At 57.2% G+C, this 19961-nt stretch carries 23 protein-coding genes and 1 other RNA gene; 12 read left to right on the forward strand and 12 right to left on the reverse strand.

Annotation, left to right across the window (positions count from 1 at the left end):
- Nucleotides 1-212 precede the first annotated feature (212 nt).
- Both R0140_RS02790 and R0140_RS02795 read left to right on the forward strand, forming a co-directional pair.
- Nucleotides 213-737 (forward strand): ubiquinone anaerobic biosynthesis accessory factor UbiT, encoded by a 525-nt coding sequence (locus R0140_RS02790; protein WP_016161871.1) that lies wholly within the window; start codon nt 213-215, stop codon nt 735-737.
- Nucleotides 731-1234, forward strand: coding sequence for a GNAT family N-acetyltransferase (locus R0140_RS02795; RefSeq protein ID WP_008806621.1), 504 nt, complete (start codon nt 731-733; stop codon nt 1232-1234). The genes R0140_RS02790 and R0140_RS02795 overlap by 7 nt, the downstream gene beginning before the upstream one ends.
- Here R0140_RS02795 and R0140_RS02800 read toward each other — a convergent pair.
- Entirely contained in the window at nt 1221-1511 is a 291-nt protein-coding gene (locus R0140_RS02800; protein WP_032691467.1) for a GIY-YIG nuclease family protein, read from the reverse strand. The genes R0140_RS02795 and R0140_RS02800 overlap by 14 nt on opposite strands.
- A gap of 49 nt (nt 1512-1560) precedes the next feature.
- On the opposite strand from R0140_RS02800, the gene R0140_RS02805 reads away from it, so the two are divergent.
- Nucleotides 1561-2004 carry a YhbP family protein gene (locus tag R0140_RS02805; RefSeq protein ID WP_008806619.1) on the forward strand — a complete coding sequence of 148 codons (444 nt, stop codon included), beginning with the start codon at nt 1561-1563 and terminating at the stop codon, nt 2002-2004.
- On the opposite strand, the gene R0140_RS02810 is transcribed toward R0140_RS02805, so the two are convergent.
- A complete protein-coding gene (locus R0140_RS02810) occupies nt 1966-2502 on the reverse strand; it encodes a type 1 glutamine amidotransferase domain-containing protein (RefSeq protein WP_008806618.1) in 537 nt (178 codons plus the stop codon). The genes R0140_RS02805 and R0140_RS02810 overlap by 39 nt on opposite strands.
- 128 nt (nt 2503-2630) lie before the next feature.
- On the opposite strand from R0140_RS02810, the gene R0140_RS02815 reads away from it, so the two are divergent.
- Together R0140_RS02815 and R0140_RS02820 are read left to right on the forward strand one after the other, a co-directional pair.
- Entirely contained in the window at nt 2631-3278 is a 648-nt protein-coding gene (locus tag R0140_RS02815) for an NAD(P)H-binding protein (RefSeq protein ID WP_016161870.1), read from the forward strand.
- Between the two features lie 75 nt (nt 3279-3353).
- Nucleotides 3354-4394 carry a permease gene (locus tag R0140_RS02820; RefSeq protein ID WP_008806616.1) on the forward strand — a complete coding sequence of 347 codons (1041 nt, stop codon included), beginning with the start codon at nt 3354-3356 and terminating at the stop codon, nt 4392-4394.
- A gap of 121 nt (nt 4395-4515) precedes the next feature.
- Here R0140_RS02820 and dolP read toward each other — a convergent pair whose 3' ends face one another.
- Genes dolP through R0140_RS02840 form a run of 4 tightly spaced genes read right to left on the reverse strand, consistent with a single transcriptional unit; the run spans nt 4516 to nt 8169 of the window.
- A complete protein-coding gene (dolP, locus tag R0140_RS02825; protein ID WP_008806615.1) occupies nt 4516-5091 on the reverse strand; it encodes a division/outer membrane stress-associated lipid-binding lipoprotein in 576 nt (191 codons plus the stop codon).
- Between the two features lie 9 nt (nt 5092-5100).
- The gene (diaA, locus tag R0140_RS02830; RefSeq protein WP_002918211.1) at nt 5101-5691 is read right to left on the reverse strand and encodes a DnaA initiator-associating protein DiaA; all 591 of its coding nucleotides are present in this window, start codon (nt 5689-5691) and stop codon (nt 5101-5103) included.
- Nucleotides 5692-5716: 25 nt separating this feature from the next.
- On the reverse strand, nt 5717-6103 hold the full coding sequence (locus R0140_RS02835; RefSeq protein ID WP_008806614.1) for a YraN family protein: 387 nt from the start codon (nt 6101-6103) through the stop codon (nt 5717-5719).
- Complete coding sequence (locus R0140_RS02840) at nt 6061-8169, reverse strand: penicillin-binding protein activator (RefSeq protein WP_032741023.1); 2109 nt, start codon at nt 8167-8169, stop codon at nt 6061-6063. Before R0140_RS02840 ends, R0140_RS02835 begins: the two co-directional genes overlap by 43 nt.
- Nucleotides 8170-8232: 63 nt before the next feature.
- On the opposite strand from R0140_RS02840, the gene rsmI reads away from it, so the two are divergent.
- Complete coding sequence (gene rsmI / locus R0140_RS02845; protein WP_032741022.1) at nt 8233-9096, forward strand: 16S rRNA (cytidine(1402)-2'-O)-methyltransferase; 864 nt, start codon at nt 8233-8235, stop codon at nt 9094-9096.
- A gap of 200 nt (nt 9097-9296) precedes the next feature.
- Here rsmI and garD read toward each other — a convergent pair whose 3' ends face one another.
- Nucleotides 9297-10868 carry a galactarate dehydratase gene (gene garD, locus R0140_RS02850; protein WP_317703936.1) on the reverse strand — a complete coding sequence of 524 codons (1572 nt, stop codon included), beginning with the start codon at nt 10866-10868 and terminating at the stop codon, nt 9297-9299.
- A 523-nt stretch (nt 10869-11391) separates the two neighbouring features.
- Here garD and garL point away from each other — a divergent pair.
- The 4 genes from garL to rnpB all read left to right on the forward strand — a co-directional run bounded on the left by garL (nt 11392) and on the right by rnpB (nt 14704).
- The gene (gene garL / locus R0140_RS02855) at nt 11392-12162 is read left to right on the forward strand and encodes a 2-dehydro-3-deoxyglucarate aldolase (protein ID WP_023298255.1); all 771 of its coding nucleotides are present in this window, start codon (nt 11392-11394) and stop codon (nt 12160-12162) included.
- A gap of 26 nt (nt 12163-12188) precedes the next feature.
- Nucleotides 12189-13079: a 2-hydroxy-3-oxopropionate reductase gene (gene garR / locus R0140_RS02860; protein WP_012540492.1), complete on the forward strand. Its 891-nt coding sequence runs from the start codon at nt 12189-12191 to the stop codon at nt 13077-13079.
- Between the two features lie 64 nt (nt 13080-13143).
- Nucleotides 13144-14289, forward strand: a complete 1146-nt coding sequence (gene garK / locus R0140_RS02865) for a glycerate 2-kinase (protein ID WP_032741020.1) — start codon at nt 13144-13146, stop codon at nt 14287-14289.
- A 32-nt stretch (nt 14290-14321) separates the two neighbouring features.
- Nucleotides 14322-14704, forward strand: an RNA gene (gene rnpB / locus R0140_RS02870) — RNase P RNA component class A.
- Between the two features lie 577 nt (nt 14705-15281).
- Here rnpB and R0140_RS02875 read toward each other — a convergent pair.
- Nucleotides 15282-15746, reverse strand: a complete 465-nt coding sequence (locus R0140_RS02875) for an OB-fold putative lipoprotein (RefSeq protein ID WP_032741019.1) — start codon at nt 15744-15746, stop codon at nt 15282-15284.
- Nucleotides 15747-16057: 311 nt separating this feature from the next.
- On the opposite strand from R0140_RS02875, the gene R0140_RS02880 reads away from it, so the two are divergent.
- The gene (locus tag R0140_RS02880) at nt 16058-16468 is read left to right on the forward strand and encodes a Spy/CpxP family protein refolding chaperone (RefSeq protein ID WP_008806593.1); all 411 of its coding nucleotides are present in this window, start codon (nt 16058-16060) and stop codon (nt 16466-16468) included.
- Between the two features lie 73 nt (nt 16469-16541).
- Here R0140_RS02880 and R0140_RS02885 read toward each other — a convergent pair whose 3' ends face one another.
- Both R0140_RS02885 and R0140_RS02890 read right to left on the reverse strand, forming a co-directional pair.
- Entirely contained in the window at nt 16542-16709 is a 168-nt protein-coding gene (locus R0140_RS02885) for a hypothetical protein (protein WP_008806592.1), read from the reverse strand.
- Between the two features lie 24 nt (nt 16710-16733).
- A complete protein-coding gene (locus tag R0140_RS02890; RefSeq protein WP_008806591.1) occupies nt 16734-17435 on the reverse strand; it encodes a pirin family protein in 702 nt (233 codons plus the stop codon).
- 104 nt (nt 17436-17539) lie between these two features.
- Here R0140_RS02890 and R0140_RS02895 point away from each other — a divergent pair, with 104 nt between their 5' ends.
- On the forward strand, nt 17540-18436 hold the full coding sequence (locus tag R0140_RS02895) for a LysR family transcriptional regulator (RefSeq protein WP_032741018.1): 897 nt from the start codon (nt 17540-17542) through the stop codon (nt 18434-18436).
- 41 nt (nt 18437-18477) lie between these two features.
- Here R0140_RS02895 and R0140_RS02900 read toward each other — a convergent pair whose 3' ends face one another.
- Together R0140_RS02900 and R0140_RS02905 are read right to left on the reverse strand one after the other, a co-directional pair.
- Nucleotides 18478-18846, reverse strand: coding sequence for a DUF805 domain-containing protein (locus R0140_RS02900; RefSeq protein WP_008806590.1), 369 nt, complete (start codon nt 18844-18846; stop codon nt 18478-18480).
- Nucleotides 18847-18972: 126 nt separating this feature from the next.
- On the reverse strand, nt 18973-19959 hold the full coding sequence (locus R0140_RS02905; RefSeq protein WP_008806589.1) for a glutathione S-transferase family protein: 987 nt from the start codon (nt 19957-19959) through the stop codon (nt 18973-18975).
- Nucleotides 19960-19961: the final 2 nt, after the last annotated feature.

Below are 19961 nucleotides of genomic sequence, written 5' to 3' on the forward strand. Positions count from 1 at the left end.
TGAAAAATGCGGCCCGTCAGGGACGCTGAATGGTTAACGAGCAGGGATTTTAGTTAACCTTCTGGTGACAATTTTTGATTTGAGGCAGTTAAAAGTGTATTGGTGGCGCCAATAACTGGCGGCCGTCATCGCGTTTTTGTTGATTTACGCCGCTATGTTGTTTATGTGATATGGCACAATAGCGGAACAATTGCATTCATGGAGTAAAGCTTGTGTTGGATAAACTGCGTTCCCGGCTGGTCCACTTTGGCCCGTCTTTACTGAGCGTGCCGGTTAAGCTGGCGCCTTTTGCCCTCAAGCGCCAGGTGCTGGAGCAGGTGCTAAGCTGGCAGTTCCGTCAGGCGCTGGCAGAGGGAGAACTGGCGTTTCTCGAGGGGCGCTGGTTAAGTATTCATGTGCGTGACATCGGTCTGCTGTGGTATACCTCGGTAGTCGATGGTCGCCTGGTGGTCAGCCAGCAGGCCGACGCCGACGTCAGCTTCAGCGCCGACGCCAGCGATCTGTTAATGATTGCCGCGCGCAAGCAGGATCCGGATACGCTATTCTTCCAGCGTCGTCTGGTGATTGAAGGCGATACGGAGCTGGGGCTGTACGTAAAAAATTTGATGGACGCCATTGAGCTCGAGCAGATGCCAAAAGCGCTGCGCGTGATGTTGCTGCAACTGGCGGATTTTGTCGAAGCTGGACTGAAGAGCCCGCAGAAACCTGAACAGACATCGGTAGGTGAGGCATGCTGATTCGAGTGGAGATTGGGATTGATGCACCGGGAATCGACGCGCTGCTGCGTCGTACCTTCGGCCGCGATGCCGAAGCGCAGCTGGTGCACGATCTGCGTGAAGATGGACTGATCACGCTGGGGGTGGTGGCAACGGATGATGAAGGCCAGGTGATCGGCTACGTTGCCTTCAGCCCGGTTGCAGTGGAAGGTGAAGAGCTGCAGTGGGTCGGTCTGGCGCCGTTGGCGGTGGATGAACACTATCGTGGACAGGGCATTGGCCGGCAACTGGTCTATGAAGGGCTGGATTCGCTGAATGAGTTCGGCTATGCCGCGGTGGTGACGCTGGGCGACCCGGATTTATACCGTCGCTTCGGCTTTGAGCCGGCCGCGCGCTTCGATCTCCGCTGCCGCTGGCCGGACAGCGCGGAGGCGTTCCAGGTTCACCGTCTGGCGGATGACGCTCTCGAAGGCGTCCACGGCCAGGTAGAATACAGCGACCATTTTAATCGCCTTTGAGCCTCGCCAGCAGGGTATCGAAGGCATCCTCTCCGGCAACGAGGCGCTCTTTTTCGCGCTTCGTTAGCTGCTTAACGCGGTATTCCAGTCGCAACGCAAGTGAGTGTTCACCAACCTCGTGGCTAAAGGCCAGCAGCAGGTCGCCTTTACCGCGCAACGCCTTCGCGCCTTTTCCCGCCTGATGCTGGCGAAAGCGGCGCGGCACATCGGTGGTGATGCCGGTATAAAGGCGATTGTCCGCGGTTCGAATGAGATACAGAAACCAGCACACGGTCACAAAGTCACTATGGTAAGGTGTGTGCACCATAGCATAATGGAGAAGAAAGATGGAAACCCTTGCTGCCATTGGTCGCTGGCTGAGTAAGCAGCACGTCGTCACCTGGTGCGTCTCCCGCGACGACGAGCTGTGGTGTGCGAATGCCTTTTACGTCTATGACCCGGATACCGTGGCCTTTTATCTGCTCAGCGATGAGCACACCCGCCACGGTCAGATGACCGGCGAACGGGCGAAAGTGGCCGGTACGGTTAATGGCCAGCCAAAAACCGTGGCCCTGATCCGCGGCGTGCAGTTCAAAGGCGAGATCCGTCGTCTGAGCGGTGACGAAGAGGCGCGGATGCGCCAGCGCTACGTCAAGCGCTTTCCAGTGGCCCGCATGCTGTCGGCGCCGGTATGGGAGATTCGTCCGGACGAAATCAAGTTTACCGATAACACGCTGGGCTTCGGGAAAAAGTTACACTGGCGGCGTGATGCCGGCGCCGAGCAGGCGTAGCGCTTCGCGATTGAAGGCCGGCAGATCGTCCGGCGTTCTGCTGGTGACCAGCTGTTCGTTATCGACCACCACCTCCTGGTCGTAAAACTCGCCCCCGGCGTTTTTCACATCCACCACGATAGGCTTCACCGCCGTGAGCTTACGCCCGCGGATCACATCGGCGCTGATCAGCAGCTGTGGGCCATGGCAGATGGCAAACACCGGCTTCCCGCCGTTGACGAAATCGCGGGTAAAGGTGACGAAGCGTTCATCCCCGCGCAGCTGATCAGGGGAATAGCCCCCGGGCAGCAGCAAGGCATCAAATTCGCCCGGTGTGACGTCATCAATGGCTCTGTCGATGGCCACCTCCGCTTCTCCCTGTTTACCCTTCACCGTCTTGCCAGCCTGCTTTTCGATCGTGACGACCTGATGCCCGGCGAGCTTGAACGCGTCGGCGGGAGAGGTAAATTCAGAATCTTCAAAGTCGTCGGTAATGAGCACGGCTATCTTTTTACTCATGCTTCCTCCGCTATCTGGATGGTCAATGAGGTAATTCCATGATGATGGTGGATACTTACCTTGTAAGGTATTAAGCCTGGAACATGAGCCCGAAAGTGCAAGGCGGAGAATTCTGTAAAGGAGAATCAATGAGTCAGGTATTATTAACCGGTGCGACCGGGTTAGTTGGCGGTCACTTACTCCGGCTGCTGCAGAATGAGCCGAGCATCAGCACCATCGCCGCGCCGACGCGTCGCCCTCTGGCGCCGGCGGAAGGTGTCTTTAATCCCCACGATCCCCAGCTGACCGATGCCCTGGCGCAGGTAGTCGACCCGGTCGATATCGTCTTCTGTTGCCTGGGGACGACGCGTCGGGAAGCGGGAAGCAAAGAGGCCTTTGTCCATGCTGACTACACGCTGGTGGTTGATACCGCGCTGACCGGCAAACGACTTGGTGCGCAACATATGCTGGTGGTTAGCGCGATGGGCGCCAATGCCCACTCGCCGTTTTTCTACAATCGGGTGAAGGGGGAAATGGAGGCGGCGTTGATTGAACAGGCCTGGCCGCGGCTGACCATCGCCCGGCCGTCGATGCTGTCAGGCGAGCGGGAAAAAAAACGGGCCAATGAGACTTTCCTCGAACCGCTGTTCCGGCTGCTGCCAGGAAACTGGAAAGCGATTCCGGCCCGTGACGTGGCGATTGCCCTGCTGGCGGAGGCGCTGTCGCCCTCCCAGGAAGGCGTGCAAATTCTGACGTCATCCCAGCTGCGGGAGCGCGCCGCGCAGCAGGCTGAATAGCGTTTTGCAAACGCAAATATCCGGCGTACTATTCACGGCTTCAATTCATATCCACATTTCTTGCTGGGGAATGCTATGACTGGTCAGTCTTCATCTCAGGCGGCGTCACCGTTTCAATGGTGGAAACCCGCGCTTTTCTTTCTCGTCGTGATTGTCGGCCTGTGGTTCGTCAAATGGCAGCCCTATTACGGGAAAGCCTTCACCGCCGCGGAAACCCACAGTATCGGTAAATCCATTCTCGCCCAGGCCGACGCCAATCCGCTGAAAGCCGCGTGGGACTATGCGATGGTTTACTTCCTCGCCGTCTGGAAAGCGGCAGTGCTCGGCGTGCTGCTCGGGTCTCTGATTCAGGTGCTCATCCCGCGCGATTGGCTGCTGCGCACCCTGGGACAATCGCGTTTTCAGGGCACGCTGCTGGGGGCGATTTTTTCACTGCCTGGCATGATGTGCACCTGCTGCGCCGCGCCGGTCGCGGCCGGCATGCGTAAACAACAGGTGTCGATGGGCGGGGCGCTGGCGTTCTGGATGGGTAACCCGCTGCTCAACCCGGCGACACTGGTGTTTATGGGCTTTGTCCTGGGCTGGCAGTTTGCGCTGGTTCGCCTGGTCGCTGGCCTGGCGACGGTGCTGATTGTTGCGACCCTGGTGCAGAAATGGGTGAAAGAGGCGGCGACGCAGCCGGTAGCGGTGCCTGCTGCACCGTCTGAAGCGGCCAGAGACAGCTTCTTTAGCCGCTGGCTGCGGGCGCTGTGGACCCTGTTCTGGAACACGATCCCGGTTTATATCCTCGCGGTACTGGTGCTGGGAGCGGCGCGGGTCTGGCTGTTCCCGCACGCCGATGGCGCGGTGGATAACACGTTGTTCTGGGTCATCGCGATGGCGATCGCCGGCTGCCTGTTTGTGATCCCTACCGCGGCGGAAATTCCGATTGTGCAGACGATGATGCTGGCTGGCATGGGGACAGCGCCCGCGCTGGCGCTGCTCATCACTCTGCCGGCGGTGAGCGTGCCGTCGCTGATTATGCTGCGCAAAGCCTTCCCCGCCAAAGCGCTGTGGCTGACGGGCGGACTGGTGGCGCTGTGCGGGGCGATTGTCGGTGCGCTGGCGCTGGTGTAGTTTGCCGTAAACGTATGGATAGCCGGATTGGCTGCCGGGCGGCGGCTACGCCTTACCCGGCACACAACGGACAGGGGACGGTAGCCCGGCTAAGCGCAGCGCCAGCCGGGAGACTGCAGGTTTATTTGATGTAGGTAAAGGCGGTAGTCACCCGGGACACGCCGCTCACCCGGCTGGCAATATCCGCGGCAGCCCGGCCTTCGCGCTCGGTCACCAGCCCCATCAGGAAGACTTCGCTGTTTTCCGTGGTCACCTTCACGTTCGAGGATTTGACCTGATCGGTGCTCAGCAGCTGCGAACGCACCTTGGTGGTAATCCAGGTATCAGACGAGGCGGTCCCTAAACCAATCGGCTGGCCCTGGCGCACTTCATTAAACACTTCCGTGGTCCCTTCCACGCCCATGGCGATTTGCTTGGCGCGGGCGGAGAGGTCCGGCGTCGGCGACTGGCCGGTCAGCAGGACTTTGCCCTGATAAGCCGTGACGTTGATGCGGGCCTGTTTCTTAATCTGTTCATCTTTCGACAAGGCGCTATTGACGCGCAGTTCCAGGGTGCTGTCATCGACCTGGGTTCCCACCGTACGCGGGTCCGTTGCGGCTTTAGTGCCGACAGCTGCCGTTCCGACTACCGCGGCGGCAACGCAGCCCTGCAGCAATAGTGCAGAAAGCAGGATGGCGAGGGGCGAGAGAGCCTTCATGTGTTCTCCTTAATCGTCCTGGTGTGGAAAAAGGGTGTTATCTATCAAATCGCACAGACAGTTGACGGTTAGCATATGCATCTCCTGAATACGCGCGCTGCGATGCGAGGGGATGCGGATTTCGACATCCTGCTGACCTAAGAGGCCAGCCAGCTCACCGCCGTCATAGCCGGTTAACGCGACGATAGTCATGTCGCGAGTCACGGCGGCTTCCACCGCTTTGACGATATCCCGGCTGTTACCGCGCGTAGAGATCGCCAGCAGCACATCGCCGGCGTGTCCCAGAGCGCGCACCTGCTTGGCGTAGATCTCGTCATGCAGGCGATCGTTGGCGATGGCGGTTAAGACCACATTATCGGTATTAAGTGCAATGGCGGGTAAACCAGGGCGTTCCGTTTCAAAACGATTAATCATGCTGGCAGCAAAATGCTGTGCGTTGGCGGCGGAGGTGCCATTACCACAACAGAGGATTTTGTTGCCGTTGAGCAGGGACTGCACGAGCGTCATCGCCGCCCGGGAGATGGCGTCCGGGAGTGCTTCCGCTGCGGCAATTTGGGTTTGAATGCTTTCGGTAAAGCAGGCTTTGATTCTGTCGAGCACGGGATCCCTTACTTCTGGTATTACGCTATTCGCCAAAGGCGTTTTTTAGCCATTGGATGTCGTTTCCGGTGAAGGCTACCACATCGAAACGGCAATCCACAGTCTCAAAGCTCCCATTCTGTCGGCAGAGCCACAAACGGGCGGCTTTAAGCAGTCGTTGTTGTTTTTGCGGGGTGACGCTGGCCGCCGCGTCACCGTACCGGGCGCTACGGCGGTAGCGCACCTCGACAAAAACGGTGACGGCGCCGTCGCGCATGATGAGGTCAATTTCGCCGCCACGCTCGCGGGCATTGGCGGCGATAAAACGCAGGCCCTGGCCTTCCAGCCAGCGGCGAGCCTGGTTTTCCCAGGCATCGCCAGTCTGTTTGCTTAGCTGGCCGGAACGATTTTTCCCTGCTGGTACTTGAGCCATGACAGTTTCCTGTTAATCACGCAGTCCTGGGTGGCCGTCAGATCGCCGGTATTGCCGTTCAGCTCGAAGCCCGGCGTTTGGCGCATTTGCGTGAAGTGGTTCGCCAGTGACCAGGCGTCAGCTCCCATGGCATACAGGCGCGCCAGCGAGTAGTCATTACGTACAGCGGACAGCGCCTGCTGCATCAGCGCCGGGTTGCTGCCGGCCAGCATCGGGATCTCACTATACTGCAGCCCTTCCATCTCCAGACGGAAATCCGGCCCTGCGGTGCCCTGGGCGCTGCGCGAGCTGGCGTACAGGGTGACATTGTTTTGACTGCCGTTGCGCATGGCGATCATTGGTTTGATATAGGCAATCTGTTCCGGGGTGGCGAGGATATAGGCGGCGTCCACGCTGCCGCCGCTGCTCACCGGCATCTCATCCGCACTGCCGAGGGAACTGTTCTGGGCCGAAGGCAGGGTGGAGACCGGGGTGCCGGTCAGCGCAATGCCCCCTCCGCCGTTGACGCCGGCGCGCAGCTCGGCCGTGGATCCAAAACGCTGCTGCAGGACGCTGGCGCCGCCCAGCTTCAGCCATTCGTCGGCAAACGCGCTAACCACGCGATCGCCCAGCGCACCGCGCGGAACCAGCAGCAGTGGCGTCTGCTTGCCCTGTTGGTGGATATGTCGGGCCGCGTCACGCGCTTCGTCTTCCGGGGAAAGCGCGAAATAGCAGAGGTTAGCGCGGCTTTCGACTTTCTCCGGCTGGTTGAGGGCCAGTACATTGAGCGGCGTGTTGCTCTTAATCACATCATCTACGTTCTCTTTCAGCAGCGGCCCGATGACTAAAGTGGCGCCATCCTGCTGAGCCTGGGCAAGCAACTGACTGATGGGCTGGCTGGTGGTGTCGTAAATTTTCAGTTCCGCAGAGGGATTGGCGGCGCTGGCGACTGCGGGCTGAGGCTGTGCGGTCGGGGCGGTGACCGGCTGAGTGACCGGGGAAGCGGTGGTCTGCGGCGTGGCGGACGCTGCCGGCGCCTGGGCTGTAGGTTCCGCGGCAGGCGCCGCCTGGTCTTGTGCCGGGGCTTGCACCGGTTCAGCGCGGCTTCCGGTGGCGGTTAGATCGCTGACTTCTGCCTGCGACGGACTCACTACATCATCATTACCGGAGACATTCGCCGCCTGGGCAACCTGCGCGGGAACCGCGCTACCCGTCACCGACGGCGCACCATTTTTGGCGGCTTCAAAGCCCTGCTGGATAGTGCGGCCGAAGATCGACGCCTGACCGTTCAGCGGCAGAAAAAGCGCAATCTTGTTGGTGGACGCGGGCTTATAGTTTTGCATGTTCACCAGCGCCGTTGGCAGCATTTTGGCGCCCGGATTTTGCGGATAGCGCGTCTGCCAGTCTTTAACGCCTGCTTTCAGCAGCGTCGGATCGTTGCGGTTGTCAAACCACATCCGCTGCAGATCCAGCCAGCCCTGGAGGGTATTTTCATCGGCGTTGATCACCAGCGCATTGGCCTGGTCCTGGGGCATCGAGGTGAGCGCTTGCCACGTCGCATCAATATTTTTCTGACGCTGTTTCGCGTCGCTCAGCAGCGGCTGCTGGGCGATTAAGGCGCGCAGCAGGGTCAGCGATGGTTTGCCCTGGCTGGCATCGATTTGCGCCTGCCAGTAGCGCGCCTGCTGGGGTTGATCCAGGCTTGTCGGGTCGAGCTTTGCCAGCAGAGTACGAGCGCCATGATAGTCGTTTTGCGCCAGCTTCACTTCCACCGCCAGCAGCGACTGTTCACGGGCCTGGGTGCTGTTCAGGTTCGACGGCAGCTGGTTGTACAGGTCGATGGCCTGCTGCTTCTTCCCTTCCTGCAGCAGTGCACGAATGGCGAGTAATTGCCAGTTGGTCTTGCTATCATTCGTGCTTTGCTGCATCTGCTGTAGGTAGAAACTGGAGTTGGCCTGCGATGTACCCTGCATAAACGCCGTGCTTTGATCCTGCGTGTGGGTGCCGCAGCCAGCAAAAAGAAGCGTCGCCAGCAATACGGGCAGACAGCGCGCGGGCTTAGAACGAAGAAATGTTGACGGTACCATAAGTGTCCAGTGATATTTTTTTGGCTCAATGCTCAATATTAAATCGGCAATACGGACGAGACAATGAAACAACACGAATCAGCGGATAATTCTCAGGGGCAGCTCTATATTGTGCCCACTCCGATAGGGAATCTGTCTGATATCACGCAGCGCGCACTGGAAGTGTTGCAAGCTGTTGATTTAATTGCTGCGGAAGATACCCGCCACACCGGTTTGCTGCTGCAACATTTTGCGATTAACGCCCGCTTATTTGCGCTTCACGACCATAACGAGCAGCAGAAGGCGGAAACACTTCTCGCTAAACTGAAAGAAGGGCAAAACATCGCGCTGGTCTCCGATGCCGGCACGCCGCTGATTAACGACCCAGGCTATCATCTGGTGCGCACCTGCCGCGAAGCGAATATTCGCGTGGTGCCGTTGCCGGGTCCCTGTGCGGCCATCGCCGCCCTGAGCGCCGCCGGTCTGCCTTCCGACCGTTTCTGCTATGAAGGCTTCCTGCCGGCGAAATCGAAAGGCCGCCGCGATACCCTGAAAGCGCTGGAAGAAGAGCCGCGCACCCTTATCTTCTATGAGTCGACCCATCGTTTGGTGGAGAGTCTGGAAGATATCTGCGTGGTACTGGGAGAATCCCGCTACGTGGTGCTGGCCCGCGAGCTGACCAAAACCTGGGAATCGATCCACGGCGCGCCGATCGGCGAGCTGGTGGCGTGGGTGAAGGAAGACGAAAACCGCCGCAAAGGCGAGATGGTGTTGATTGTCGAAGGCTTCAAGGCCCAGGAAGAGGCGCTGCCGGCGGCCGCGCTGCGTACCCTGGCGCTGCTGCAAGCGGAGCTGCCGCTGAAGAAAGCCGCCGCGCTGGCCGCGGAGATCCACGGCGTGAAGAAAAATGCGTTGTATAAGTACGCCCTGGAGCAGCAGGGGGAGTAAGCCTGTAAACTGACTTTGGGAGCAGCAAGCCGCTCTTCAGAAATTGAAGGGCGGCTTGAACGTCATCCGATATGTCGGAAGAAATGTCGGAAGAAATGTCGGAAGAAAAGGGCAGAATCGCTTTCCTTGCCGCACAGCATCCCTAACCAAAAAGCCCGGATAAATCCGGGCTAAAAGTAGTTAAATTCTCACGCTCTCGATCAGGTCACCGGCGCCGGGTTAAACACCGCCAGCTGGTTGTGCAGGCCCCATTGATCGGAGAAGGTTTTCTTGCGTCCGCTGGCGACGTCGAGAATAAATTCGAACAGCTTCAGTCCGACATCCTCAATCGTCTCTTCGCCAGTGGCGATGGTCCCGGCGTTAATGTCCATTAAGTCATACCAGCGGTTGGCCAGCTCGGTCCGGGTCGCCATTTTTATTACGGGTACCGCCATCAGGCCATACGGCGTGCCGCGGCCGGTGGTGAACACCTGCACGGTGATGCCAGAGGCAACCTGCTGGGTGCCGCAGACAAAATCGCTGGCGGGGGTAGCGGCATAAATCAGGCCGCGTTTGGTCGGACGCTGGCCTGGAGAGAGCACCTCGACGATGGCGCTTTTCCCTGATTTAGCAATAGAACCCAATGCTTTTTCCACCACGTTGGCCAGGCCGCCTTTTTTGTTGCCGGGGGAGGGGTTGGCGCTGCGGTCGGTTTTGCCCATGTCGAGATAGTTATCGTACCAGGCCATCTCTTCCAGCAGGCGTTTGCCGACCTCTTCGTTAATCGCCTGCGGGGTTAACAGATGGATGGCGTCGCGGACTTCGGTCACTTCCGAGAACATCACCGTCGCGCCGCAGCGCACCAGCAGGTCGGATGCATAACCCACCGCCGGGTTGGCGGTCACACCGGAGAAGGCGTCGCTGCCGCCGCACTGCATGCCGACCACCAGCTCTGAAGCCGGACAGGTTTCCCGCTGGCGCTGGTTCAGTTTCGCCAGGTGGCGCTCGGCCACCTGCAGAATGTCATCGACCATCGATTTAAAACCAACATGCTTTTCATCCTGCAGGCTGACGATGCTGGCGCTGTCCACCGGGATACTTTTGACGTCTTCCGTGCCCTGCAGCAGGCGTTCCGGCTGCAGCTTTTCACAGCCGAGGCCAATGACCATCACCTCACCGCCGAAATTCGGGTTGAGGGCGATATTGTGGATAGTGCGAATTGGCACTACCGCCGCCGGCGCATTAATCGCCACGCCGCAACCGTAGAGGTGGTTCAGGCCTGCCACGCCGTCGACGTTGGGGTATTTCGGCAGCAGGTCGCGTTCAATGATTTTCACCACATAATCAACCACGCCCGCCACACAGTGCACGCTGGTGGTGATGCCCAGCAGGTTCTTGGTGCCCACGCTGCCATCGGCATTGCGGTACCCTTCAAAGGTATAGCCTTCCAGCGGCGGTAGGGGTTCAGGCACTTTGGTCGCCAGCGGCAGGGTGTTCAACGGCGGGGCGGTGGGCAGTTCCACCAGCGATTCGTCAATCCAGCTTCCCTGTGGGATGTCGCGCACGGCGAAGCCAATCACTTCTCCGTAGCGGATGATTTCACCGCGGGCAGGGATATCCACCAGGGCTACTTTATGACCCTGTGGGATGTGTTCGACGAGCGTCAGGCCGTCCGGGAAACGTGTTCCGGCGGTCAATCCCCGATCGTTAACAATAATCGCCACGTTATCTGTCGGGTCAACTTTAATATAAAACGCGGTTGGCGATTGTTGTCGAATTGCAATGTCAGCCATTGTCCAGTCATCTCCAAACAGGTGCTAAAAAAAGAATGAAATGGTCATTCTGGTGCTGTAGAAAAGAATAATGAAATAAAGAATGTCAGGAGTAATGGCTTTAAAATGTGATCTGTGTCACCCCTCTCGGCGACGACGCTCACGCACCGACAGGCAATCATGAGAACTGTGGATTAGCGCCCATGACTTGTGGCATTTGCCTAACTAAAGCGTCAGATAAGACATTTATATTGTGATTATGCATGGTGTCTGGCGATGGCAGGCTGATTATACTGTGTCATGTTTTTGAGGTAGCCGATAGCCAATAAGAGAGCGTTGATATCGTCTATTTAACAAATAAAGAACCCGATTAAAAAAATAATAAAAGGTGTTCTGTGTTTGATGAATATCTTCATGATCCTGGATGGGATGAGAAACAAGGAATACCAACTCGCTATTTTATTCTGCTGATTATATTTATGGTTCGCGAGATTAAACGCCTGGAATTGCAGAAGTAAGCAACGATTAACGCAAGGTAAACATCATGGATAACGCAATTTTCCCGAACAAATTTAAGGCCGCGCTGGCGGCTCATCAGGTGCAGATTGGCTGCTGGTGCGCGCTGGCTAACCCGATCAGCACCGAGGTGCTGGGTCTGGCCGGTTTCGACTGGCTGGTGCTGGATGCGGAACACGCGCCGAACGACGTGACCACGCTTATCCCACAGCTGATGGCGCTGAAGGGCAGCTCCAGCGCGCAGGTAGTCCGTGTGCCGACCAATGAGCCGATCATCATCAAGCGCATGCTGGACATCGGCTTCTATAACTTCCTGGTGCCGTTTGTCGAGACGGCTGAACAGGCGGCGCAGGCGGTGGCGTCGACCCGTTATCCGCCGGAAGGGATCCGCGGGGTCTCCGTTTCCCACCGCGGCAATATGTTTGGCACCGTGGCGGACTACTTCGCCCAGTCCAACAAGAACATTTCCATTCTGGTGCAGATTGAGAGCCAGACCGGGGTGGACAACGTCGAGGCGATTGCCGCGACCGACGGCGTCGACGGCCTGTTCGTCGGCCCGAGCGACCTGGCCGCGGCCTTAGGTCATCTGGGCAATGCCGCCCATCCTGAGGTGCAGCGCGCCATCCAGCATATCTTCGCCAGCGCGAAGAAACACGGTAAGCCAAGTGGCATTCTGGCGCCGGTGGAAGCCGATGCGCGCCGCTATCTGGAATGGGGCGCGACTTTCGTCGCCGTCGGCAGCGATCTGGGCGTCTTCCGCTCAGCAACGCAGAAACTTGCTGATGCGTTTAAAAAATAATCACCAGGATGAAGAGAGAGAACATTATGACAATCAAAGTGGGTTTTATCGGTCTTGGCATTATGGGTAAACCGATGAGCAAAAATTTGCTGAAAGCAGGTTATTCGCTGGTGGTGTCCGACCGTAACCCGGAAGCGATTGCCGACGTGATCGCCGCGGGTGCTGAGACCGCGACGACGCCGAAGGCGATTGCCGAACAGTGCGACGTCATTATCACCATGCTGCCAAACTCTCCGCATGTGAAAGAGGTGGCGCTGGGTGAAAACGGCATTATCGAAGGCGCAAAGCCGGGCACCGTGGTGATTGATATGAGCTCTATCGCGCCGCTGGCGAGTCGGGAAATCAGCGAAGCGCTGAAAGCCAAGGGTATTGATATGCTGGATGCGCCGGTGAGCGGCGGCGAACCAAAAGCCATCGACGGCACCCTGTCGGTGATGGTCGGCGGCGATAAGGCGATCTTTGATAAATACTACGATCTGATGAAAGCGATGGCGGGCTCCGTGGTGCATACCGGCGACATCGGCGCGGGTAACGTCACCAAACTGGCTAACCAGGTGATTGTCGCCCTGAACATCGCGGCGATGTCTGAAGCGCTGACTCTGGCGACCAAAGCTGGCGTCAATCCGGATCTGGTATATCAGGCGATCCGTGGCGGCCTGGCGGGCAGTACCGTGCTGGATGCCAAAGCGCCGATGGTGATGGATCGTAATTTCAAGCCGGGCTTCCGTATCGACCTGCATATTAAAGATCTGGCGAACGCCCTGGATACGTCCCATGGCGTGGGCGCTCAGCTACCGCTGACGGCGGCGGTAATGGAGATGATGCAGGCGCTGCGTGCGGACGGTCTGGGCACCGCGGACCATAGCGCGCTGGCGTGCTACTACGAAAAACTGGCGAAAGTGGAAGTCACTCGCTAACAAGAAGGGCGCACCACGCGCCCTGTTATTCTTGCCTTGCGCGGCACTGTCAGGCTACAAACTTATGAAAATCGTCATTGCCCCAGACTCTTACAAAGAAAGCCTGTCTGCCGCCGAGGTAGCTCAGGCGATAGAAAAAGGATTCCGTGAAATTTTCCCCGACGCGCAGTATGTTTCCATGCCCGTCGCCGACGGCGGCGAGGGAACGGTGGAGGCGATGATTGCCGCGACGCAGGGAACGGAACATTCCGCATGGGTGACTGGCCCGCTGGGCGAGAAAGTGGAGGCCTGCTGGGGCATGTCCGGCGATGGCGTCACTGCGTTTATTGAGATGGCGGCGGCCAGCGGCCTGGGACTCGTTCCGCCCGAAAAACGCAACCCTCTCATCACCACTTCACGCGGTACCGGCGAGCTGATATTACAGGCGCTGGAACATGGCGCGAAACGGATCATTATCGGTATCGGCGGCAGTGCGACCAATGATGGTGGGGCGGGCATGATGCAGGCGCTAGGCGCCCGTCTTTGCGACGCCGAGGGGCAGGAGATCGGCCATGGCGGCGGTAGCCTGAGCCGTCTGAGCCGGATCGATCTTTCCGCCATCGATCCACGCTTACGTGACAGGATGATCCACGTGGCCTGCGACGTCACTAACCCGCTGGTGGGCGAGCGCGGCGCGTCGCGGATCTTTGGCCCGCAGAAAGGGGCGACCGAGGCGATGATCGTTGAGCTGGATCGTAATCTGGCGCACTTCGCCGACGTCATTAAGGCGTCGCTGCAGGTGGACGTTAAGCCGATCCCCGGGGCGGGGGCGGCCGGCGGCATGGGCGCGGCGCTGATGGCTTTTCTTAATGCGGAACTGCGTAGCGGGATTGAGATCGTTACCGAGGCGCTGAAGCTGGAAGAGCAGATCCATGACTGCTCGCTGGTGGTCACCGGAGAAGGGCGGATCGATAGCCAGTCTATTCACGGTAAGGTGCCGGTGGGGATAGCCCGGGTGGCGAAAAAATACCGTAAGCCGGTGATCGGTATTGCTGGCAGCCTGACCCACGACGTCGGCGTGGTTCATCATCACGGCATCGATGCGGTTTTCAGCGTGTTAACCACAGTTTCGACGCTGGAAGAGGCATTTCGCGGGGCGTTTGATAACATTTACCGCGCGTCGCGCAATATCGCCGCCACCCTGCAGGTTGGGATGACGACAGAAGGATGACAACGGGCGGTAAACCCTCTATACTGCGCGCCGAAGCTGACCAGACAGTCGCCGCTTCGTCGTCGTCCTCCTTCGGGGGGAGACGGGCGGAGGGGAGGAAAGTCCGGGCTCCATAGGGCAAGGTGCCAGGTAACGCCTGGGGGGTGTCACAGCCCACGACCAGTGCAACAGAGAGCAAACCGCCGATGGCCCGCGTAAGCGGGATCAGGTAAGGGTGAAAGGGTGCGGTAAGAGCGCACCGCGCGGCTGGTAACAGTCCGCGGCACGGTAAACTCCACCCGGAGCAAGGCCAAATAGGGGTTCATAAGGTACGGCCCGTACTGAACCCGGGTAGGCTGCTTGAGCCAGTGAGCGATTGCTGGCCTAGATGAATGACTGTCCACGACAGAACCCGGCTTATCGGTCAGTTTCACCTCTTTATGCAAAAACCCCGCTCCGGCGGGGTTTTTGCTATTCGAATACCGGAAGCAGGATGAATGACTGTCCACGACGCTATACCAGAAGAAGGCGGCTTATCGGTCAGTTTCACCTCTTTATGCAAAAACCCCGCTCCGGCGGGGTTTTTGCTATTCGAATACCGGAAGCAGGATGAATGACTGTCCACGACGCTATACCAGAAGAAGGCGGCTTATCGGTCAGTTTCACCTCTTTATGCAAAAACCCCGCTCCGGCGGGGTTTTTGCTATTCGAATACCGGAAGCAGGATGAATGACTGTCCACGACGCTATACCAGAAGAAGGCGGCTTATCGGTCAGTTTCACCTCTTTATGTCAAAACCCCGCTCCGGCGGGGTTTTTGCTATTCGAATACCGAAAGCAGGATGAATGACTGTCCACGACGCTATACCAGAAGAACGCGGCTTATCGGTCAGTTTCACCTTTTACGCTAAAACCCTGCTCCGGCGGGGTTTTGACTATTCGGATAGCGGGAACAGGATGAATGACTGTCCACGACGCTATACCAAAAGAACGCGGCTTATCGGTCAGTTACCGTTATTTAACCACCTTAGGATTCTGTAGCGTCGGGATCGTGGAATTTTGCACCTGATGAACCTGGCCGACGATCGTGGCGACGCTGCCATTGCTTAACGCCTCAACGTCTGCGCTGTTATGTGAGCCAAAATTGAAGGTCAGACGTTTATCCGTTTTATTCTGTTCGTCTCGCATGGTCACGGTAAAATAGTAGCTGCCGGCGATACCGCTCATTCGGCGAATGTCGACAATCACGCCGCGCACCTTGACCCATTTGCCCAGATAATCGCTGCTGGCCTTCGCCGGGTTGAGGGTAAACGGCTGCAGGAACTGGGCGACTGAATACGTCTGCATCGAAGCGACGGCGTCATCTCCCGGTTGAAATAATTTGTCTCCCGCGGAATAAAAGGCTTTAGACGCCAGGCCGCAGCCGCTTAACAGCGAGATGACAAAAACCAGCGGTAATACGCGAGTGCGTAATAACATAACTATCTCCTTATATATTTTAAAAATGATATCCCTGCTTTTATGTATGACATCTTTCTCGCTAATTAAATAAAGCAACCGTGGCTACTGTCAATTAATTTCCGTGATAAGCGCTAAAGTCATTTTATATAAACGTGGTATTTTTCATATGAATTCATTTGGTGAGAACATTTGAATTTCTTATGTATTGAATGGTTTGTGATCAGGTGCACGATGTGAATAATCTTTAGGTATTATTTTTTACATTTATTCACTACCAACTGTAAAATAATAAACCGCTATTTCAGACACTTTCACTTCAGGATAAAACAATGAAATTAATGACCCGTATTGCGTTTGCAGCCCTTCTGACTACCGGTTTCTCTCTGTCTGCGCAAGCCGCGGACGTGCAGGCGGCGCCAGCGCCGGCGCAGGACCCTATTGTCCAGCACTTAAAACTCACCAGCGATCAGGTTGCGAAAATTAAAAGCCTGCATCAGCAACTGGAAAATAATGTTCAACAGATTTCGCAGCAAGACATTAAAGATGGCGCCCTGATTAACGTGATTGATTCCGGAAAATGGGATGAAAAGGCAGTCAAGGATCAGCTGGCTGCCTTCAGTAAGATCGATCAGCAGGTGCGTTATTACCGCGTGAAGTATTATTTCGATGTGAATCAGGTCCTGACGCCGGAGCAGCGTACCCAGGTGAAAAAAGATCTTGCCGACGCGCTGAGCGAATAATGTCATCGGCCCCTTTCGGGGCCGATATTATCTTCAGGCTATAAACGAAAATCGAATCATTGATATTGCCTTTTCAGGCGAGACTTTCTTCATCCCGCAGACGAATCTCCGCTTCGACAACAATGGCTTCCAGTTCGCTCAGCATCTCATCATAACCAAAGCTGACGACGCCGGCGGTTTCCGGCTGCGTCGGGGCTGATGGCGTCGGGGACGCCTTTTTTCTGTTTTTCTTTTTACTCATTGACAGACTCCATCCCTTCCGTTGTTACACCGGTAAATCTATCAGCAAAGCGCGCAGCGGCGTATCGGCGACGAGGGTAATGTTAGCTTCGTCACGAATAAATGCGCCGTCACCACAGGTGAGAGCCTGTTTTTGTTGTTCCTGCGCGACGGCATGGACGGTGCCGTGAATCGACTGTAGATAAGCCCGTGGACCATGTAGCTGCACGCTAATCTGCTCTCCTTTCTCCAGTGCGATATGGTAGACCCAGGCCTGCTGGCGAAGCTGGAGACTGCCGTTCTCTCCCTCCGGCGAGGCCAGCAGCTGCAGCGGTGCGCTCACCACTTCGGTTTTCTGCTGTAGCGGGTTTTCCCGCTGCGGGCAAGCGTCGAGCCACAGCTGCATTCGCGTTAACGACTGCTCTTTGCTCAGATTATGCTCGCTATAGCTCACGCCAGGCTGGGTGGCGATAAGCAGCGCTTCACCGGCTTTGGCCTGCACGTGGTTGCCGTCGCTGTCGCGATACTCCGCTTCGCCTTCCAGAATCAGGTTCAGGATATCGACTTTTGGGTACGTCCTGGCCTGGAAGGAAGCGCCGGGCGCCAGCACTTCCTGGTTGAGGACGCGCAAGGACGCGAAGCCCAGTAATTTCGGGTCGAAGTAGTGGCCAAAGGAGAAGGTGTAGCGGGCCTGCAGCCAGCCGAAGTCTGCTTGTCCGCATTGTTTGGCTGTTCGGGTAGTAATCATGTTCTTGACCTCTCTTTACACTAAATCAATGGTAAAGGTATGGACGCTGTATTGTTAGCCAGATATTCTGCCCGGTATGTTCAAATTTCCTGAATGAGAAAGCGATGGCCAAAGAGAGAGCATTAACGCTGGAAGCGTTGCGTGTGATGGATGCGATCGACCGCCGTGGGAGCTTTGCTGCCGCGGCTGATGAGCTGGGACGCGTGCCTTCCGCCCTGAGCTATACCATGCAAAAACTGGAAGAGGAGCTGGACGTGGTGCTGTTTGACCGCTCAGGTCATCGCACGAAGTTCACCAACGTTGGACGGATGCTCCTGGAACGCGGGCGCGTGCTGCTCGAAGCGGCGGATAAACTCACCACCGATGCGGAAGCGTTGTCGCGCGGTTGGGAAACCCACCTGACAATCGTCACCGAAGCGCTGGTTCCGACCGTGGATCTGTTTCCGCTGATTGAAAAACTGGCGACCAAATCCAACACGCAGTTGTCGATTATCACCGAAGTGCTGGCCGGCGCCTGGGAGCGGCTGGAGCAGGGGCGGGCGGATATTGTTGTCGCGCCGGATATGCATTTTCGTTCCTCCTCGGAGATTAACTCGCGCAAACTCTATTCGGTGCTCAGTGTGTACGTCGCGGCGCCGGATCACCCGATCCACCTGGAGCCGGAACCGCTCTCGGAAGTGACCCGCGTGAAATACCGCGGCGTCGCAGTAGCGGATACCGCACGCGAGCGGCCCGTACTTACCGTTCAGCTGCTGGATAAACAGCCGCGCTTAACGGTGAGTACCATTGAAGATAAGCGCCAGGCACTGCTGGCCGGGCTAGGCGTGGCGACCATGCCCTATCCGCTGGTGGAGAAGGATATTGCCGAAGGGCGTCTGCGGGTCGTCAGCCCGGAATACACCAATGAAATTGACATAATCATGGCCTGGCGGCGGGATAGCATGGGCGAGGCGAAGTCCTGGTGTCTGCGCGAAATCCCTAAGCTGTTTGCGGGACGCTAGTCGAGAAGACGCTCCTCCCGCTAGCGGGAGGAGCGGGAAGATTAATAGGAGAAGGGTTTCGGATCGGGTCCGAAGCGATTGTTGCCTTCGGTGCCGCGCTGGCAGTTAAAGATCAGGATCACCAGCCAGCCGATGACCGGGATCAACAGCAGCAGCAGCCACCAGGCTGAGCGGTCGGTGTCGTGCAGACGCCGAAACTGCACCGCCCACCACGGTAAAAAGACCAGTACGCCATAGATGGTCGTCAGAATGCCTTCGCCGCCCGCCCGCTGCCAGCCCAGCATTTTATCGATGATGCTCAATACGCCGGTCAGGATGAGGTTGACCAGAATAAACATCCAGTACTCTTTGCGCCGCGCACGGCCGCCAAATCCTATATAGTTTTTTAATGCCTTGAGATACCAGTCCATTTCTACGCCTCAATTAACCGTCAATCACTTGTTTTTTAAGCGATCGCAATAAGAATAGACGTGAATGAATGGTGGGTAAATATCTGTTTTCTGAATTATTGGGCGCCATCACTGGCGCCCGAAAGATCAACGGAAGCGCTGATCGCGACCGTGGGGTTCGTTGAGATCCTGTTGCGGTCCAATGGAGATAATGCCGGTTGGATTAATGGTTTTATGGCTGCGGTAATAGTGGTGGCGGATATGCGGAATACTCACCGTCTCCGCGATGCCGGGCATCTGGTAGATGTCGCGCAGAAAACCGTACAGGTTGAGATAATCGCTAATGCGCCGTTTGTCGCATTTAAAATGCGTCACATATACCGGGTCGAACCGTACCAGCGTGGTCCACAGGCGAATATCGGCTTCCGTCAGCTGATTTCCCGTCAGGTAACGATGCTGACCGAGGATCTGCTCCAGCCGCTCCAGTGAAGTAAAGACCGCCTCGACCGCTTCGTCGTAAGCCTGCTGGCTGGTGGCAAAGCCGGCCTTATACACGCCGTTGTTGACGTTGTCGTAGATCCAGCCGTTCAGTTCATCGATTTTTTCCCGCAGCGCCGGCGGATAGTAATCCCCGGCTCTGGCGCCCAGACCATCGAAGGCGGTATTAAACATGCGGATGATTTCTGCCGACTCATTGCTGACGATGGTCTGCTGTTTTTTGTCCCACAATACCGGGACCGTGACGCGACCGGTATAGTGCGGGTCAGCCTGCAGATAGAGCTGATAGAGGAACTGATGATGATAGAGCTGGTCGCCGGTAGCACCAGGGAAATCATCGGCGAAGGTCCAGCCGTTTTCCAGCATCAGCGGATTGACCACGGAGACGGATATAAAGGGTTCCAGTCCTTTCAGCTTGCGCAGAATTAACGTGCGGTGCGCCCACGGGCAGGCCAGAGAAACATACAGATGATAACGGTCTTTTTCTGCGGCAAAGCCACCTTCGCCCGCAGGCCCCGGCGCGCCATCGGCCGTGAGCCAGTTACGGAAGGCCGAAACGGAACGCTTGAATCGTCCTCCGGTGGATTTGGTGTCATACCAGGTATCTTGCCAGACGCCGTCGACTAATTGTCCCATTA

Origin of the sequence: Klebsiella sp. w6 (assembly GCF_033100215.1) — a bacterium.
GTDB classification, from domain to species: Bacteria; Pseudomonadota; Gammaproteobacteria; order Enterobacterales; family Enterobacteriaceae; genus Klebsiella; species Klebsiella variicola.

Excerpts from the sequence above, each read along its gene's own strand:
- R0140_RS02895 (WP_032741018.1), top strand. The coding sequence starts at position 17,540 with ATGGCCAAAGAGAGAGCATTAACGCTGGAAGCGTTGCGTGTGATGGAT.
- R0140_RS02880 (WP_008806593.1), top strand. The coding sequence starts at position 16,058 with ATGAAATTAATGACCCGTATTGCGTTTGCAGCCCTTCTGACTACCGGT.
- rsmI (WP_032741022.1), top strand. The coding sequence starts at position 8,233 with ATGAAACAACACGAATCAGCGGATAATTCTCAGGGGCAGCTCTATATT.
- garL (WP_023298255.1), top strand. The coding sequence starts at position 11,392 with ATGGATAACGCAATTTTCCCGAACAAATTTAAGGCCGCGCTGGCGGCT.
- R0140_RS02840 (WP_032741023.1), bottom strand. The coding sequence starts at position 8,169 with ATGGTACCGTCAACATTTCTTCGTTCTAAGCCCGCGCGCTGTCTGCCC.
- R0140_RS02835 (WP_008806614.1), bottom strand. The coding sequence starts at position 6,103 with ATGGCTCAAGTACCAGCAGGGAAAAATCGTTCCGGCCAGCTAAGCAAA.
- dolP (WP_008806615.1), bottom strand. The coding sequence starts at position 5,091 with ATGAAGGCTCTCTCGCCCCTCGCCATCCTGCTTTCTGCACTATTGCTG.
- R0140_RS02815 (WP_016161870.1), top strand. The coding sequence starts at position 2,631 with ATGAGTCAGGTATTATTAACCGGTGCGACCGGGTTAGTTGGCGGTCAC.
- R0140_RS02900 (WP_008806590.1), bottom strand. The coding sequence starts at position 18,846 with ATGGACTGGTATCTCAAGGCATTAAAAAACTATATAGGATTTGGCGGC.
- R0140_RS02810 (WP_008806618.1), bottom strand. The coding sequence starts at position 2,502 with ATGAGTAAAAAGATAGCCGTGCTCATTACCGACGACTTTGAAGATTCT.
- R0140_RS02875 (WP_032741019.1), bottom strand. The coding sequence starts at position 15,746 with ATGTTATTACGCACTCGCGTATTACCGCTGGTTTTTGTCATCTCGCTG.
- R0140_RS02795 (WP_008806621.1), top strand. The coding sequence starts at position 731 with ATGCTGATTCGAGTGGAGATTGGGATTGATGCACCGGGAATCGACGCG.
- garD (WP_317703936.1), bottom strand. The coding sequence starts at position 10,868 with ATGGCTGACATTGCAATTCGACAACAATCGCCAACCGCGTTTTATATT.
- R0140_RS02890 (WP_008806591.1), bottom strand. The coding sequence starts at position 17,435 with ATGATTACTACCCGAACAGCCAAACAATGCGGACAAGCAGACTTCGGC.
- garR (WP_012540492.1), top strand. The coding sequence starts at position 12,189 with ATGACAATCAAAGTGGGTTTTATCGGTCTTGGCATTATGGGTAAACCG.
- garK (WP_032741020.1), top strand. The coding sequence starts at position 13,144 with ATGAAAATCGTCATTGCCCCAGACTCTTACAAAGAAAGCCTGTCTGCC.
- R0140_RS02885 (WP_008806592.1), bottom strand. The coding sequence starts at position 16,709 with ATGAGTAAAAAGAAAAACAGAAAAAAGGCGTCCCCGACGCCATCAGCC.
- R0140_RS02820 (WP_008806616.1), top strand. The coding sequence starts at position 3,354 with ATGACTGGTCAGTCTTCATCTCAGGCGGCGTCACCGTTTCAATGGTGG.
- R0140_RS02905 (WP_008806589.1), bottom strand. The coding sequence starts at position 19,959 with ATGGGACAATTAGTCGACGGCGTCTGGCAAGATACCTGGTATGACACC.
- R0140_RS02805 (WP_008806619.1), top strand. The coding sequence starts at position 1,561 with ATGGAAACCCTTGCTGCCATTGGTCGCTGGCTGAGTAAGCAGCACGTC.